The organism is Microbacterium sp. B35-30 (assembly GCF_010634855.1).
Classification (GTDB): Bacteria; Actinomycetota; Actinomycetes; order Actinomycetales; family Microbacteriaceae; genus Microbacterium.
The window spans coordinates 1-15,146 of sequence record NZ_MWLQ01000018.1 but is presented as its reverse complement, the minus strand read 5'-3'; the positions used below and the strand labels follow the sequence as shown (position 1 = coordinate 15,146).

The following is a 15,146-nucleotide window of genomic DNA, read 5'->3' as shown; positions in this document are numbered from 1 at the left end:
GGGAGGGATGAAGAACCTCCAGAACTCTCGCACCCCGGCATTCGAGAAATGTACCTACGTAGGCAATGTTCAAAGGTTGTTCACCTAACTCGACGCGAGGAGAACACTTGGTGCCACGCCCTCTTGGGAACCGCGACCCTGAGTAGTATTCCCATGTGGCAGACACGGTATACAAGCTGATCGCAGACGACCTGCGCGGACTCATCGTCAGCGGGCGGCTCGCTCCCGGCGACGATGTGCCGACCGAGGCCGAGCTGGCACAGCGCTGGAACACCTCGCGCGGGCCGATCCGCAACGCTCTCGCCACCCTGCGCCATGAGGGGCTCATCGAGACCACCCGAGGGCGACCGGCTCGCGTCACCGCACGCAAGGCGCACCAGGCCGTCGACGTCTCCATCCCCTTCACACGGTGGGCGCGCGACATCGGGGCGGTTCCCGGTGCGCGCACGCAGGAGGTGAGCCTTCGGCGAGCGGATGCCGAGAAGGCGGCGCTCCTCGGGATCACCGAGGGTGACCTCGTCGTCGACGTGCTGCGCCTGCGATTGCTCGACGGCCGCCTGACCATGCTCGAGCGCCTCACCTACATCGAGCCCGTCGGGCGGGTGCTGTTCGGCGTCGACCTCGACACCGTGTCGATCACCGAGTACCTCGAGGAGCACGGCACGGGCTCGGCCGATGTGGACCACGAGATCGATGCGATCGCGGCGGACGAGACCGACAGCCGCCTGCTCGAGGTGCCGCTCGGTTCCCCCGTCCTGCGCCTTCGGCGCGTCACGCGGGATGCCGCCGGACGCACGTTCGAGGCATCCGACGACCGCTACTTGAGCGATGTGGTGCGGTTCACGGTGTCGGCCTCCGGGCGCTCGCGCCAGGGCGACGCATACGTGCGCCCGCTCGGCAGCGCCTGATCGGTCTCACACAGCGAGCAGCGCGATCCCGGCCACGACCACGGCCGACGCGACCAAGCGCGCACCCGGGCGCGCCTCGCGCAGCACGAACGCGCCGAACAGGCTGACCAGCACCACGCTCACCTCGCGCATCGGGGCGACGATGGACACCGGCGCGATCGTGACGGCCGCGAGCACCAGGATGTACGACAGCGGAGACAGGATGCCGAACACCAGCAGTCGCCGCCAGTCCCGTCGCAGCGTCCGCAGGCCTTCGGGAAGACGTCGGCCGAGCAGCGCGGTGAACAGCGGGACCTCGAGGGCGGTGCAGCCGACCATGAAGGCGACCGGCGAGATGCTCCAGGTGCGCAGCGCCTGGGCATCCCACAGCGTGTAGGCGGCGATCGCCGCGCCGGTGAGGAGCCCGAACATGAGGGCGGGATCGAACCGTCCGGCGTGCGTCGAGCTGCCGCGATCGATGAAGCCGATGCCGATCACGCCCACGATGATCGCGGCGACGCCGACGAGCGCGATCGGCGACGGGCGTTCGCCCAGCACCGCGACCGCGATCACCACGGTGATCAGCGGACCGCTCCCCCGTGCGGTCGCGTAGACGGTGGAGAGGTTGCCGACGGCGTAGCCCCGCTGCAGCACGAGCATGTACGCCACGTGCAGTGCGGCCGACACGGCCACGCCGATCGCGAACCCCTGCAGGTCGCCGGCGCCGATCCCTCCGGTCAGCGGCACCACCGGCAGCCACAGCAGGGTGCTCGCGACCGACCCGGCCCACAGGAACGGCAGGCCGGAGCGGCTGGCTCCGTGCGCGATCACGTTCCACGACGCGTGGGCGACGGCGGCGGCGAGGACGAGCAGGATGGCGAGAGTGGACACGCGGGACCCTTCCGCTCGCCGCGGGCGCGACGAACAGGGTCCTCCGGGCTTTTGTCCTGTCAGATGACGACCCGCCGCACGGGCGGCGGATCGTGGCGCCGCTCGGACCAGGCGAGCCGAGACTCCGGAACCCTAGGCGCTATCACGATCACCGTAGCAGGCTCCCGGCGGGTGTCCGCAGCGGCGGCGGCGGGCTGCGAGACACCTCGAGGCACGTGAGGGCCCGGCCTTCCGGCCGGGCCCCGCGTCGCGGCTCAGGCGGCCGCGTTGATCGCCTCGTACAGGTTCTTGAACGAGGTGAGCGCGCTCTGCGACGGGTTCGCCGCCGTGCGCTCGGCCTCACCGGCCTGGATCACGGCGCCGACCGTGGAGTCGGCCGTGCCGTTCCCGTCGGTGTCGACCGGATCGCTCAGCGCGATCGAGCCGTCGGCGACGTTGAGCCACAGCGACAGCAGATGCGCGTCGAACTGGTTCTCCGCGTTCTTCGTCTGCTTCGGCCACAGCGCCGACACCGCCTCCGGGATGGTCGTCAGCGGCACCTTCTCGTCGAACACGGCGCTCAGCACCCGCACGACCGAGAGCAGGCACAGCTTCTCGTCCACCGTGTGCAGCGCGCTGCGCTTGTCGCGATAGTCGGTCTGCCACACGCCCAGCGTTCCGGCATCGGTGCTGGTGCCGAGGATCACGACCTGGACATCGTCGGATGCCGAGCCCCCGTCGTCGTCCGACACCTCGACGCCGGTCGTCGCAGCGCACGCGATCGCGTACGTGTGCGGTGCGGCATCCGACACGTCCCGAGGCTGGATGCTCGGGCTCGGGTCTGCGTCGACGGCCGGCGGGTTCACCAGGCTCGTGTGACTGGCCGTCGCGCCGTCACCGTAGTCCCACGCGAACACGAGGTCGTCGCTGCCCGGGTCGGTGCCCCGCGCCTCGAAGGCCACCGGGTCGCCGGCGGTGCCGAACACGATGTCCTGCCCGTTCCACGACGTCGTCGGCGGTCCGGTGATCTCGGCCGTCGGGGCGACGTTGGACACCGTCGCGGTGCCCGCGTCGGAGCCCGCGCCGCCGTCGTTGTCGGTCACGGTGAGCGTGACCGGGAACGAGCCGTCGTCGCCGTAGACATGCGTCGCCTCGACCGATGTGCCGGTCACGGTGGCGGCCGTCACGGTGCCGTCGCCCCAATCGACGCTGGCCGTGTGCGTGTCGTTCACACCCGGGTCGGCGAAGTGCGCGGCGAGCGTCACGACGTCGTTCTCGTCCGCTGCGGTGACCGTGTCGACCACGACCGCCGGAGCGACGTTGTCGACGTGCAGCGAGAACGAGGTCTCTCCCGTTTCACCCTTGTCGTCCGTCGCGGTGATGGTCACCGTCGCGTCGACGGGTCCGTCCGGGGGCGTGTACGACCACGACCACGTCGAACCGGAGGGCGTCACCGTGCCGATGCTCGCGGTGAGTTCGGTGATGATGCCGTCGGCATCCGTCGCCGTTCCGGAGTTCGTCGCCTGCGACCCCTCGTCGACCATGACCGCCGCGGCATCCGCGGTGACCACGGGGGCCGCGTTCGCCGACTGCAGCGCACCGAACAGGTCGAGGCGCGGCGTCGTGTTCGTCGTCGTCCCGGCAGCGTTCGTGGTGTACGTGATCGGCACACCGGTCGACGTGATGTCGGCCAGCAGGTTCCCGATCGGTCGCGACGGGTAAGCCGACCGCAGCACCGCCAGCGCACCGGCGACGAACGGCGTCGACATGGATGTGCCGCTCTTGCTGCCGTACACGTCGTCGTCGATCGAGGAGTCGATCGACGAGCCCGGAGCCATGACATCGAGGAGCGGACCGCGGTTGCCCGAGTTCGTCGTCGTGTCATCGTCGTTCGTGCGGCCGACGGTGAACGCCGTCGAGATGCAGCCGGGCGCGCCCACCGCGTTGAGGAACGAGTTGTTCCCGGAGGCGATGACGGTCGCGATGCCGGCAGCCAGGTTGCTGTCGATCGCTGCCTTGCGGGTGTCGCCGTCGCAGGCGGACGAGTTGTTGCCGCCGCCGAGGCTCATGTTGCTCGCCACGACGTTCCACGCCGGGTTGGCGGCCGCCTGGCCGCGCACCCAGTCGAGTCCCTGGATCTGGTCCGAGACGAAGGACAGCACGCAGGGTGCCGGGTTGGGTGCGCAGTCGCTCGCGACGTTGACCCGCGTGAACACCTGCACGGCGATGATCTGCGCGTCCGGTGCGACGCCGTTGCCCGGAGGCGAGCCCCCGGCGTCGTCGGCCGAGCTGCCCGCCGCGATGCCCGCGACGTGCGTGCCGTGGTCGCAGATGTTGCCGCCGCCGTTCACACAGGTCGCGTTGTTGTCGCTGTCGATGTCGGCGGAAGTGTCCTCGGTCGTGCCGTCGGGGCAGAGGCTCGCCTCGTCGCCGTCTCCGTCGTCGTCGTCGGGGTCCGAGAAGCAGTGTTGGGCGACGATGCGCGACCCGAAGAACGGATGATCGGCGTCGATGCCGGTGTCGAGGATCGCGACGGTGGCACCGGCGCCCGTGAAGCCGAGCGCCTGCACGTCATCGCCGTTCACGACTGCCAGCGTGTTGGCCAGTGCCGGCGGATCCGCGAAGTCCTCCACCACGCCGACGACGTGCGGGTTGTGCCGCAGTCCTTTCAGCGCCGGCTCCGGCACCTCCATGATCACGTACGGCATCGTCGCCGTCTTCTTCACATCGGTCGCTCCCCCGGCGACTCCTCGCACGACCTGGTCCGCCGACGCCTTGTGGTCGAGCTGGACGATGACGCGCACCCGATCCGGCGGGGCGGCGTTCGCGGGTGGCGCGAGCGCCAGCACACCGAGCGTCACCGCACAGGCAGCGAGTATCGAGACGATCCTGGACCTCATGATGGTTCCCCCCATCAGTCGGCGCACGCGGTTCCGGGCGCACGCCCGGTGGTACCTCCACCACCGCAGAGGAGGGCAGGGCGACCCCGGTGATACCCGGCCGGACCGGAGGAGGGCACGCGTCGGCGACGCCGGCGCGACCGACCTGGCTCGGCTCAGCGGAAGTCGGCGAGCGCGCGGTGCACCGACGCGACGGCGCTGGAGCCCTCGCCGACCGCCGCGGCGACGCGCTTCATCGAGCCGCGGCGCACGTCGCCCGCCGCGAAGATCCGAGGCACGGACGTCTCGAACGGCAGCGGCTCCCTCCCGAGGCCCTGCCAGCGCTGGAGCGCCTGGACCGACACGTCTGTGCCGGTGCGCAGGAACCCGTCGGGGTCGCGGTCGAGCTCGGCGAGCCATGACGTGGCGGGTTCGGCGCCGATGAAGCAGAAGAGCCCGCGCGCCGCGACATCCCCGACGGAGTCGATGCTCACGCGCTCGAGCGCGGATTCCCCGCCGAGACCCACGACGCGCGAGCCGGTGTGGACGTCGATCCGCGGGTCTTCGAGCAGGCGGTCCACGAGGTACGACGACATCCGACTGCCGAGGTCGGAGCCGCGCACCACCAGGTGCACGGGGCATCCGTTCGCCGCCAGATACAGCGACGCCTGGCCGGCGGAATTGGCGCCGCCCACGACGACGACCGGCGACTCCAGCACCTGGCGGAGCTCCAGCGGCGTCGCGGCGTAGAAGATGCCGGCGCCCTCGAACTCGTTCCACCGCTCCAGATCGAGGGTGCGATACGCGGCGCCGGAGGTGACGATCACGGTGCGCGTGCGGATGAGGCGCCCATCGGTGAGGGCGATGTCGATGTCGTCCCCGACGGGGCGCAGGTCGACCGCCTCGCAGGGCGCATAGACGCGCACCCCGAACTTCAGCGCCTGCAGCGAGGCCTGGCCGATCAGGTCGCCGCCGCTGACCCCGAACGGGAACCCCAGGAAGTTCTCGATCCTCGACGTCGCCGCGGCCTGCCCGCCCGGGGCGACGGCATCCAGCAGCACCGTGTCGAGACCCTCGGACGCGCCGTAGATCGCCGCGGCCAGCCCGGCCGGCCCGCCACCCACCACGACGAGATCCACGACCTCGTCGGCGCGCGCCTGATAGCTCAGCCCCAGGCGCTCGGCGACCGTGCCCGGCGTCGCGCGGGGCATGGGCTCACCCTGGATGAACGCGACGGGAAGGTCGTCGAGGGTGATCCCGTGCTCGCCGAGAACGCCGAGGTCGCCCGGGACGAGCTCGACCGCCGTGTGGACGAGGTCGAGCCGCTCCGCGAATCTGCGCAGGGCGAGGAAGTCGCGCGACGACCGCGGGCCGACGAGCTTGAGCGTGAGCGCGGCCGGTCCGCGACGGAGCATCTCGCGCCGGGCCCACAGCGCGTGCAGGACGATGTCGCAGAGCTCGTCGTCCTCGGCCATCAGCAGGCGCAGGCGCGCCCGGCTGACGCGCAGCATCCGGCCGGCGCGAGAGGCGCGGGCCGAAAGGAACGCCCCCTGCCCGTTGAGCAGCCCCAGCTCGCCGACGAAGCTGCGCGGACCCATCGTGCCGACCGGCGTCTCGTCGACCCAGCCGAAAGCGACACGCACGATCTCGACCTCGCCGGTGTCGACCAGGATCAGGTCGTAGTCGAGATCACCGGCCCGGAAGAGGTACTCGCCCTCCGCGACATCATGCGGCTCGCCGAACGTCAGCAGCCGCTGCCACTGCGCCTCCGACAGCACCGGCTTCGTCATCCGTTCGATCTCTCGCTGCTTCGCCGGCGAGATCTCGTGCGCGCTCATCGGTGGATCAACTCCCGCCAGTCGGCCGGCAGCCTGCCCGCCGGACCCGGCGACGGCTGCGAGTCCGGTCGGGCCACGGGCGGCGCGAGCTCCGGACCGTCCACGTAGTCCGCGTCGACATAGTCCCAGAACCAGCTCTCGCCCGGCTCGAAGCTGCGCACGTAGCGGTGGCCGCTGGTGTGGAAGTGCGCCGTCGCATGCTGCGCCGGCGATGTGTCGCAGCATCCGACCTGTCCGCACACGGCGCACCGCCGCAGGTGCACCCACCAGCCGCCGACCGCGTCGCAGTCGGCGCAGCCCTCGCCCGAAGGCGGCACGATGGGGTCGATCTCATCCAGGCTCATCCGCCTGCCTCTCGTCCGGCGCGTTCCAACGGTGCGATGCTAACGCCCCCGCGAGGTGCGCGGCGGAGATCCGCGATGCCGCCGGTGCCCCGAAGCTCCGGAGTCAGTCGAACGCGGCCGCCGTGTCGCGCGGGTAGGCGCCACCGGCGAGCTTCACGAGCCGCGCGTGGGCGTACTCGCAGACCAGCGCGTGGCGGTAGACCATGCGCGGCACGTCGACGTTCGAGTCCATCCAGAGGCTCATACCGGCGAGCTTCCAATGCCGGAACGTCTCGTCGTCGCACACCAGCGCGAGGATCTCCAGGAACGAGTCGTCGAACCGGATGGAGTGCACCGCGCGGCGGTACTCCTCGACGGTGAGCGCCATCGAGAACGGGATGTTCATGAAGCACAGCGCGGTCTGGATGTCGAGGTTGAGCAGGCGGCGGCGCCGCCGTTCGGCGTCCAGGGGCGGGACGTCGAGCCGCGCGAAGTCGAGGTGCTCGGGCCGGGTCAGCGGGATGCCGTCCAAGGCGATGAGCACGTCGTAGACGTTGACGTCATGCTCCACCACCGCCGAGTCGCCCAGTCCCGCGAGCGTCTCGGGCCGCAGCGTCACCGGCTCCATCTCGGCCGAGGTGTTCCGGATGATGAAGTTGACCAGATTCGTCTCGATCACGAAGTGCCGGATGAGCAGCTCCACCGCATCCGGCGACACGAACCTGCGGAGGAACCAGACGCACAGGGTGTCCATGGTCCGCAGCGGCATCCAGCGGAAGGGCAGCACGCGTTTGACGATCGAGACGAGTGCGACGAGCACGCGGGAGAGCACGCGCGCGACCGGATAGAGCCAGCGTCGTGACAGCCGCCGCTGGTCGTCGATGATCTGCCGCACCAGCGCGCGGTCGAGCGGCACCGACGGATCGGCGTAGATCGCCTCCCACATGCTGGGGTCGGATCGCACGAACTCCGGCACGTCAGCGATCCAGTTCCTCGAGCTGCAGCGCGTAGAGCCGGGCGACCACCTGCGCGCAGCGGACGATCTCATCGGCCGCCCGGTCGTCGATCGCACCCGAGGTCAGGATGGCCTCGAGATTCCCGGTGTGCTCGGCGTCGGCATCGTGGTGGTAGCGCATGAAATGCACCTGATTGTCGGCGAGCCCGAGCACCTCCTGGAAGCGGGCCGCCCACCCGGCGGCGCGCTTCGCACCGAGCCCTTCGATGATGAACATCGCCCCCAGCAGCCCGACGGGATTCGGCCGGGCGGCGTAGTGGAACATGTACCCAGAGAGCGCCTCCGAGCCGACGTTCTTCCGTCCGGCGCGCAACTCGTCGAGTGAGCCGCCGATGGCGACGTAGTCGCGCTCGATCATGAGGTAGTCGCGGTGCTCCTCCTCGGCATGGCGGATCGCGGCGGAGCGCAGCTCGAAGTGGTCGATGTCGAAGCTGGCGGCGGCGCGAGAGATCCACGGCGACCCGTCGACCACCTGCTGGCGCAGATTGAAGAGCAGCCGCCGGTAGTCGTCGACCGTCACCGCCCCTTCGGCGAGCCGCGCGAGGAGCGGCACGGCATCGAGACGCTCCTCGAGCTCTACCCAGACGTCGGCGAGCCGTTCGAACAGCGTTGCGGCGCCCGCAGGCGTCGCCTCGGTGGCCGCAGTCGTAGTGGTGCTCATGTCGATGCTCCTTGCTGATCCGGTGGGGCGACCACCGTGAGGTGGGCGAAGGCGAACGAGAATCGTCCCGACTCGGGCACCGCGAGCAGCACCGTCTCGCCGGGCGCGAACCGACCGGAGTGCCACGCCTCTTCGAGGGCGATGAAGATGCTCGCCGATCCGGTGTTGCCGCGGGTCTCGAGGTTCGAGAACCAGCGGTCGGTGTCGAGCGTGGGGATGCGGCGGCGCAGCGCCTCGAACGCGACGTCGCGGAACATGTTGGTGCTGTAGTGGCAGATGACGTGGTCGAGGTGCCGCACGTCGACGAGCCCGATGTCGACGAGCTGCTCGAACTGCCGGATGCCGGCATCCGCCAGGTCATCGAGCATCCCCACGTCCTGACGAAGCAGGAACATCCCGGCGGCCTCGGCGTCGGCGATGCCGACGTCCTGCCAGGTGCCGCCCACGACCGGCTCGGGGCCGACCATCCCGGCGCGCATGCACACGTCGTACTCGTGGGCCAGGGAGACGTGCCGCACCCAGTCGACCCGCAGCGAGGGCTTGTCGGGGTGCGGCTGGAACTCCACGATGACGGCGCCGGCGCCGTCCGACAGCATCCATCGGAGGAAGTGGGAGTCCATGCCGGCGCGGATGCCGTCGTAGCGCCGCTGCCGGAGGCTCCGGCTCGGCAGCTCCGAGCCGACGACGGCGGCCCGCGGATGGTCACCGAGCCGGATCTTGCTGACGGCCGCATCGAGCGCGGCGAGGCTCGACGCGCACACGCCCGACGCCGACAGCAGCTGCATCGGCCCGCCGCCGAGGCGACCGTGCACCATCGAGGCGAACCCGGGCACGAGGACGTCGCCCATCGTCGTCGCGCACGCCAGCATGCGGAGGTCGCTCGCATCGATCCCGCGATCGTCGAGCGCCGCAAGGAGGGCCTTCACGGCGAGCTCCTCGTTCAGCTCGGTCGGGTCGCCGTGCTCGTCGAGCGCGTAGTGCCGCTGACGGATGCCGTTCGATTCCAGGATGCGGCGCCGGATGCGCGCCGTGACGGGATCGTCGCCGCCGAGCCGGGCCGCGATGCCGTCGTTGTCGACGGGCGGACCAGGCAGATACCGGCCGAAGCCGGTGAGGTAGGCAGTCGCCGTTGCGCCCATGGTGATGACACTAGGGCCAGCGACCCTCCTGCCTCGTTCGCCTTCGCACCCACAATTACCGAGTACGCTCATTATTGAGTATAGTTGGTGATATCGAGGTCGACCGCATCGCCTCGCTGACGAAGAGGAGCACGACAGAGATATGAAGGCGTTCGCCGTTTCTGCATACAAGGGTCCGCTCGAGCAGATCGAGGCGCCGGAACCGCACGTCGGGCGCTCCGACGTGCTCGTCCGCGTGCGCGCCGCCGGGGTCAACGTCCTCGATGAGAAGATCCGGCTCGGGGAGTTCCGGCAGATCCTGCCGCACGCGTTTCCGCTCATCCTTGGCCACGATGTCGCGGGAACGGTGATCAGGGTCGGCGCCGACGTGCGGGGCCTCAAGCCCGGCGACGCGGTCTACGGCCGCGCGGACGACGATCACATCGGCACGTTCGCCGAGCGCATCGCGGTGAACGAAGCCGACCTCGCGATCACCCCGGTCTCCGTGGACATCGAGGCGGCGGCCTCACTGCCGCTCGTGGCGCTGACGGCGTGGCAGGCTCTGGTGGAGCGCGGTCGGCTGCAACCCGGACAGAAGGTGCTCGTGCACGGCGGCGCCGGCGGGGTCGGGTCCATCGCGATCCAGCTCGCCAAGCACCTGGGCGCGACCGTCGCCACCACCGTCGGCGCCGCGAATGCACAATTCGTGCGCGATCTCGGCGCCGACATCGTCATCGACTACCGGTCCGAGGACTTCGTGCCGCAGCTCAGCGGCTTCGACCTCGTGCTCGACGGGGTCGGGGGCGAGAACCTGGAGAGGTCGCTGCGCATCCTGAAGCCCGGCGGACGAGCCATCGGCATCGCGGGGCCTCCCGACCCGCAGTTCGCGCGGGATGCCGGACTCAACCCTCTCGTGCGGCTGGCGATCCGCGGGCTCAGCCGGAAGGTGCGCAGGCAAGCGCGAAAGCTCGGCGTCGGCTACGAGTTCCTGTTCATGCACGCCAGCGGCGAGCAGCTGCGCGACATCACCCGACTGGTCGACGAGGGCGTGCTGCGGCCGGTGGTGGGGCGAGTTCTTCCCTTCGACCAGACGGCCGAGGCGCTCCGCCTCGTCGCGGCGGGCGGCTCACGCGGGAAGACGGTGGTGAGCATGCCGTAGCTGCCCTGGTCGGCGCTTGCTGCGGCATCCGTCAGCCCGCCCGTCGTGGCCACAGCAGCGACACCAGGCCGGCCAGGAGCGCCACGGCCGCCATGAACCAATAGCCCGAAGCGAAGGCGGCGAACCCGGGAGCCACGAGGGCCGCCGCCGCCACGCTCGACACGGCGGAAACCCCCGCGGCAGCACCGAACTCGTGGAAGGTGCTCAGCGCGCCCGACGCGACACCGGCTTCGGCCGGCTCGACAGCGGAGAACATGCTGCCCGACGCCGCGACGAACACCGCGCCCACACCGAAGCCCGCCACGCTGGTGCCGACGATCAGCACCGTCATGGAGAAGAACCCCGCCGCTGCCGCGAGTCCTGCGGCGGTGATGAGCAGCCCCGTCACCGAGACCGTCCGCACGCCCCACCGTGGGATGATGCGGCCGCCGAGCGTGGCACCGAGGATGGTGCCTGCGGCGACAGGCAGGAACGACAGCCCGGTCTCCAGCGCGCTGAATCCATGGAGGTGCTGGAGCGAGAACGAGCCGAGGAAGAAGACCGAGATCATCAGGGCGGCCGCGACGAAGATCAGCCCCAGCCCGCGCAGCACCGGTCCTCGCCTGAGCATCGCCGGTTCGATGAGCGGGGCTGCGACGGTGCGGATCCGCCATGCGAAGGTCGCGTATCCCACCAGCGCGGCGCCGGTCGCGATCAGGGTGGAGGCGCTCAACCAGCCCTCGTCGCCGGCCGTGGCGAGGCCGTACACCGCGGCGCCCGTCGCGGCCGTCACCAGCGCCGCGCCGACCACGTCGAGGCGGCCGCCCGATCCCGGCAGCGGTCGGACCGACCTCACCAGACCGATGAACAGCAGGATGCCGACGGGCACATTGACGAAGAACACCCACGGCCAGCCCGGCCCGGCGGTCAGCAGGCCACCGAGCAGCACGCCGATCGCGGCGCCCGCGCCGCCGAGGGCAGACCACACGCCCAGGGCGCGGGTCAGCTCCGCACCTGCGAACGTCCGCACGATCACCGACAGTGCCGCGGGCGACATCGCCGCCGCTCCCACGCCCTGGAGCGCGCGGGCGAGCAGCAGCATCTCACCACTGCCCGCCAGTCCGGCGAGCAGCGAGGCGGCGACGAACACCGCCAGGCCTGCCAGCACCACGCGGCGCGGACCGAGGATGTCGGCGGCCTTGCCACCGAGCAGCATCAAGCCACCGAAGACGAGGGCGTAGATGCTCGCGACCCATGCGACGGTAGTCCGGTCCAGCCCGAGATCGGCCTGCATGTCGGGCAGCGCGATCGCGACGACCGTGACGTCGACGATCAGCATCAGCTGCGCCACGCCCAGCAGGGCGAGGATGCGCCAGCGGGACGGATCGGCGGCGGGGAGGGCCTTCGCGGCCGCGGAATCTGAGGTGTGCACGACGACAACCCTTCATAAATCGAACAGCATTGTATGAGTACGGTAAACCGTACACACGTGTTCGACAAGAGGCGCTGTGCGCTGCCTCAAGCAGGGCAGGCACCTCGCGCTCGGCGCGCCGAGCATGGCAGACCGCGGCGACCCCATTCGGGGCCGCCGGGCGCGAGCCGATGGATCGGATCAGACGGCGAGCGCGGCCAGGCTCGTGTCGCGCACCAGAGCGGGCGCCTCCTCGGCGGTGATCTCGCCGCGATGAACGGCTGCCGACGCCCCGTGCAGGATCGCCTGAATGACACTGATCTGCCAGTCGATGGGCATGTCGGGGCGGAACTCGCCGGCGTCGCGTCCGCGCTCGAGCAGTGCCCGCACGCGGACCGCGGGCTCGTCGTGGGCACGGCGGATCTGCTCGGGGGGCAGTGCTTGAGACGCCGCGACGACGACGGCACCGAACCGATGGGTCAGATGCCAGGTGGCCTCGAGCAGGCGACCGAGAGCTTCGCGAGGGTCGCCGTCGAGGTCGAGACCCGCCAGCGCCTCCTCGGTCTGCGCGATCGCGCGGTCCACGACCTCGCGGATGAGGGTGGACCGAGAGTCGAAGTGACCGTAGAGCGTCACCCGTCCGACGTTCGCAGCCTTGGCGATGTCGTTGATGCTCGCGTCGGGGTCGACGGCGAGGAGCCTCGTGGCGGCGGCGATGATCGCCTCGATGTTGCGCACGGCGTCCGCCCGCTTCGTCCGATCCGGGGAGGACGCACCCGCAGGTTCAGCGACCTTCGCTCCCGCTGCGGCCACGATCCCCTCCTAAATCAGACAGTCACGTGCACTTTAGCCTGCTGGCGCGTCGCCATAGGGTCGTTCACCGGGGTGGCTGGGAAAGGCTTCCAATAACTCGAACACTGGCGTACAGTTTAATAACTCGTATACTGGTGTTCAAGAAAAAGAGGATTCGAGATGGATGCCGTCCTCACGCATGAATCGCCCGACCGTGCACAGCCACCCCGACGTGCAGGTGGTGGGTGGTGGCAGGTGGCATGGCCCATCGCACTCGCGGTGCTGGTGGCCGCCGCCACCGCATACGGGCTGACTGATGGCCGCGATGTCGCCCCGGTGGTCGCGGCATCCGGTCTCGTCTATCTCGCTGCAGCCGCCACGCAACGGCGGTGGGCGGCGTGGGTGGCCTTCGGCATCGCGTTCGCTCTCATCTCGCTGGACAAGTTCGCAGATCTGGATGCCATGCCGTGGCTGCTGGTGCTGGCCGGAGTGCTGGTCGTCGGAGGACCCGCCTCCCGCCGCGCCCATCCCTGGTGGGCACTGCCGTTGCAGACAGCGGCGATGCTCGTGCTCGGCGCGACCGCCGTGCTGGCCCTGCGGCTCGAGCCGACCGTCGGCGGCCTGCTGGTCGCGGCCGCACTGCTCGGCCACGCAGCGTGGGACGTTCACCACCATCGCACCGGACGCGTCGTCGACCATGCGCTCGCGCGCTTCTGCGCGGTGCTCGACGTCGTGGTCGCGGTCCTCGTCGGCATCGTCACCCTCACCGCATGACGACCGCCGAGGCAGCGCGCCGGAGGGTGCTGCGGATCACCACCCACGCCGGAGTGCTGCTGCGCCGGCCGCGCGAAGCCGACGCCGCGGGCGTTTTCGCCGCCCACGGCGACCCTGCCGTCTACCGCTACGACCCGCAGGAGACCCACGCCGACGTCGAGCAGTCCGCGCGGTTCCTGGTGCCGATACTCGACCACTGGGCGGAGCACGGGTTCGGCTACTGGGCGGTACTCCTCCCAGCTGCGGACTGGCCGGATGGCGTGCGCGGCGCCGACATCGCCGACGGCGCCCGGGTATTCGCCGGTCTCGGCGGCATCCGGCATCACACCCTGGATGGCCTGCCGGTGCTCAATGTCTACTATCGCTTCGCGCCGGCGGCACAGGGGCGAGGACTGGCGCGCATCGTCGTGGAGCAGTCGTTGGCGCTGGCGCCCCTCCTCGCGCCGGGCACCGACGTCGTGGTGCGCACCCGCCCGGCGAACGCCGTCGCACGCCATGTCGCCGAACGCGCCGGCTTCATCGACGAGGGTCTGGAGCCCGGCACCACCGACATGCAGCTGCTGCGCCACCGCTTCTGACGGCCGCGTCACCGGGACGGACGCCGAGCGGGATCGCGAAGCGGGTCCGCGGGTGCGATCAGCGGTGGGAGGATCGGTAGTCGCTGACAAGAAGGAGCAATCATGAGTGCACCCACCGTCGTCCTCGTCCACGGAGCGTTCGCCGAATCGGCCAGCTGGAGCGGCGTCATCGCCACCCTGCAGAGCCGCGGCGTCAACGCGATCGCGACCCCGAACCCGCTGCGCAGCGTCACGACCGACGCCGCGAACGTGCGCAGCGCCGTCGAGTCGATCGGCGGCCCTGTGCTGCTCGTCGGCCACTCGTACGGTGGCGCCGTCATCACGGAAGCCGCCGTCGGCAGCGACGCGGCCGCGGGTCTCGTCTACGTCGCCGCGTTCGCCCCGGACCACGGCGAGACCGCCCTCGGTCTGACCGGCCAGTTCCCGGGCAGCACGCTGGGCGAGACCGTCCGCGCGTACCCGCTGGGCGACGGCACGAACGACCTGATCGTCGACCGCGAGCTGTTCCCGAACCAGTTCGCGGGCGATGTTCCGCTCGAGGACGCCAAGATCGCCGCGGCGACCCAGCGCGCCATCCGCGACTTCGCCCTCGGCGAGCCGCAGCCCGCCGAGACGCCGGCGTGGAAGACCCTCCCGTCGTGGTTCGTCTTCGGCACTGGCGACAAGAACATCCCCGCCGAAGGACTTCGCTTCATGGCCGACCGCGCCGGTTCGCTCAAGACCGTGGAGATCGAGGGAGCGTCCCACTCGGTGATGGTCTCGAACCCCGACGCCGTCGCCGACCTGATCCAGGACGCGCTCGCCCACCTGTCCTGAGCCGCACGTGACGGCGGGATCCGCCCCGGCGGATCCCGCCGTCAGC

The 15,146-nt window shown here is 70.5% G+C and carries 14 protein-coding genes; 5 read left to right on the top strand and 9 right to left on the bottom strand.

Going from position 1 to position 15,146, the window contains the following annotated elements:
* Positions 1-155: 155 nt before the first annotated feature.
* Complete coding sequence (locus tag B2K11_RS10070; protein WP_163618152.1) at positions 156-908, top strand: GntR family transcriptional regulator; 753 nt, start codon at positions 156-158, stop codon at positions 906-908.
* Between the two features lie 6 nt (positions 909-914).
* Here B2K11_RS10070 and B2K11_RS10065 read toward each other — a convergent pair whose 3' ends face one another.
* From B2K11_RS10065 to B2K11_RS10035, 7 genes are all read right to left on the bottom strand, one after another.
* Positions 915-1,778 carry an EamA family transporter gene (locus tag B2K11_RS10065; RefSeq protein WP_163618151.1) on the bottom strand — a complete coding sequence of 288 codons (864 nt, stop codon included), beginning with the start codon at positions 1,776-1,778 and terminating at the stop codon, positions 915-917.
* Positions 1,779-2,032: 254 nt separating this feature from the next.
* A complete protein-coding gene (locus tag B2K11_RS10060) occupies positions 2,033-4,657 on the bottom strand; it encodes a S8 family serine peptidase (protein ID WP_163618150.1) in 2,625 nt (874 codons plus the stop codon).
* Positions 4,658-4,812: 155 nt separating this feature from the next.
* The gene (locus tag B2K11_RS10055; protein WP_163618149.1) at positions 4,813-6,474 is read right to left on the bottom strand and encodes a cyclic nucleotide-binding domain-containing thioredoxin-disulfide reductase; all 1,662 of its coding nucleotides are present in this window, start codon (positions 6,472-6,474) and stop codon (positions 4,813-4,815) included.
* A complete protein-coding gene (locus B2K11_RS10050; protein WP_163618148.1) occupies positions 6,471-6,818 on the bottom strand; it encodes a UBP-type zinc finger domain-containing protein in 348 nt (115 codons plus the stop codon). Before B2K11_RS10050 ends, B2K11_RS10055 begins: the two co-directional genes overlap by 4 nt.
* A 103-nt stretch (positions 6,819-6,921) precedes the next feature.
* A complete protein-coding gene (locus tag B2K11_RS10045) occupies positions 6,922-7,773 on the bottom strand; it encodes a hypothetical protein (RefSeq protein ID WP_163618147.1) in 852 nt (283 codons plus the stop codon).
* A 1-nt stretch (position 7,774) separates the two neighbouring features.
* Positions 7,775-8,473 carry an iron-containing redox enzyme family protein gene (locus B2K11_RS10040; RefSeq protein WP_163618146.1) on the bottom strand — a complete coding sequence of 233 codons (699 nt, stop codon included), beginning with the start codon at positions 8,471-8,473 and terminating at the stop codon, positions 7,775-7,777.
* Positions 8,470-9,612 (bottom strand): 3-oxoacyl-[acyl-carrier-protein] synthase III C-terminal domain-containing protein, encoded by a 1,143-nt coding sequence (locus B2K11_RS10035; RefSeq protein ID WP_163618145.1) that lies wholly within the window; start codon positions 9,610-9,612, stop codon positions 8,470-8,472. The genes B2K11_RS10040 and B2K11_RS10035 overlap by 4 nt, the downstream gene beginning before the upstream one ends.
* Positions 9,613-9,754: 142 nt before the next feature.
* Here B2K11_RS10035 and B2K11_RS10030 point away from each other — a divergent pair, with 142 nt between their 5' ends.
* Entirely contained in the window at positions 9,755-10,750 is a 996-nt protein-coding gene (locus tag B2K11_RS10030) for an NADP-dependent oxidoreductase (RefSeq protein WP_163618144.1), read from the top strand.
* A 31-nt stretch (positions 10,751-10,781) separates the two neighbouring features.
* Here B2K11_RS10030 and B2K11_RS10025 read toward each other — a convergent pair whose 3' ends face one another.
* Together B2K11_RS10025 and B2K11_RS10020 are read right to left on the bottom strand one after the other, a co-directional pair.
* Positions 10,782-12,161: an MFS transporter gene (locus B2K11_RS10025; RefSeq protein ID WP_163618143.1), complete on the bottom strand. Its 1,380-nt coding sequence runs from the start codon at positions 12,159-12,161 to the stop codon at positions 10,782-10,784.
* 180 nt (positions 12,162-12,341) lie between these two features.
* Positions 12,342-12,953, bottom strand: coding sequence for a TetR/AcrR family transcriptional regulator (locus B2K11_RS10020; protein WP_163618142.1), 612 nt, complete (start codon positions 12,951-12,953; stop codon positions 12,342-12,344).
* A gap of 234 nt (positions 12,954-13,187) precedes the next feature.
* On the opposite strand from B2K11_RS10020, the gene B2K11_RS10015 reads away from it, so the two are divergent.
* The 3 genes from B2K11_RS10015 to B2K11_RS10005 all read left to right on the top strand — a co-directional run bounded on the left by B2K11_RS10015 (position 13,188) and on the right by B2K11_RS10005 (position 15,100).
* Positions 13,188-13,706 carry a hypothetical protein gene (locus B2K11_RS10015; RefSeq protein WP_163618141.1) on the top strand — a complete coding sequence of 173 codons (519 nt, stop codon included), beginning with the start codon at positions 13,188-13,190 and terminating at the stop codon, positions 13,704-13,706.
* The gene (locus B2K11_RS10010) at positions 13,703-14,284 is read left to right on the top strand and encodes a GNAT family N-acetyltransferase (protein WP_163618140.1); all 582 of its coding nucleotides are present in this window, start codon (positions 13,703-13,705) and stop codon (positions 14,282-14,284) included. The genes B2K11_RS10015 and B2K11_RS10010 overlap by 4 nt, the downstream gene beginning before the upstream one ends.
* A gap of 102 nt (positions 14,285-14,386) precedes the next feature.
* Positions 14,387-15,100: an alpha/beta hydrolase gene (locus tag B2K11_RS10005; protein WP_163618139.1), complete on the top strand. Its 714-nt coding sequence runs from the start codon at positions 14,387-14,389 to the stop codon at positions 15,098-15,100.
* The last annotated feature ends 46 nt before the right edge of the window (positions 15,101-15,146 follow it).

Bases quoted from the DNA above. Each gene is read 5' to 3' on its own strand.
- B2K11_RS10050 (WP_163618148.1), bottom strand. From the start codon at position 6,818: ATGAGCCTGGATGAGATCGACCCCATCGTGCCGCCTTCGGGCGAGGGC.
- B2K11_RS10060 (WP_163618150.1), bottom strand. From the start codon at position 4,657: ATGAGGTCCAGGATCGTCTCGATACTCGCTGCCTGTGCGGTGACGCTC.
- B2K11_RS10030 (WP_163618144.1), top strand. From the start codon at position 9,755: ATGAAGGCGTTCGCCGTTTCTGCATACAAGGGTCCGCTCGAGCAGATC.
- B2K11_RS10035 (WP_163618145.1), bottom strand. From the start codon at position 9,612: ATGGGCGCAACGGCGACTGCCTACCTCACCGGCTTCGGCCGGTATCTG.
- B2K11_RS10055 (WP_163618149.1), bottom strand. From the start codon at position 6,474: ATGAGCGCGCACGAGATCTCGCCGGCGAAGCAGCGAGAGATCGAACGG.
- B2K11_RS10040 (WP_163618146.1), bottom strand. From the start codon at position 8,473: ATGAGCACCACTACGACTGCGGCCACCGAGGCGACGCCTGCGGGCGCC.
- B2K11_RS10005 (WP_163618139.1), top strand. From the start codon at position 14,387: ATGAGTGCACCCACCGTCGTCCTCGTCCACGGAGCGTTCGCCGAATCG.
- B2K11_RS10010 (WP_163618140.1), top strand. From the start codon at position 13,703: ATGACGACCGCCGAGGCAGCGCGCCGGAGGGTGCTGCGGATCACCACC.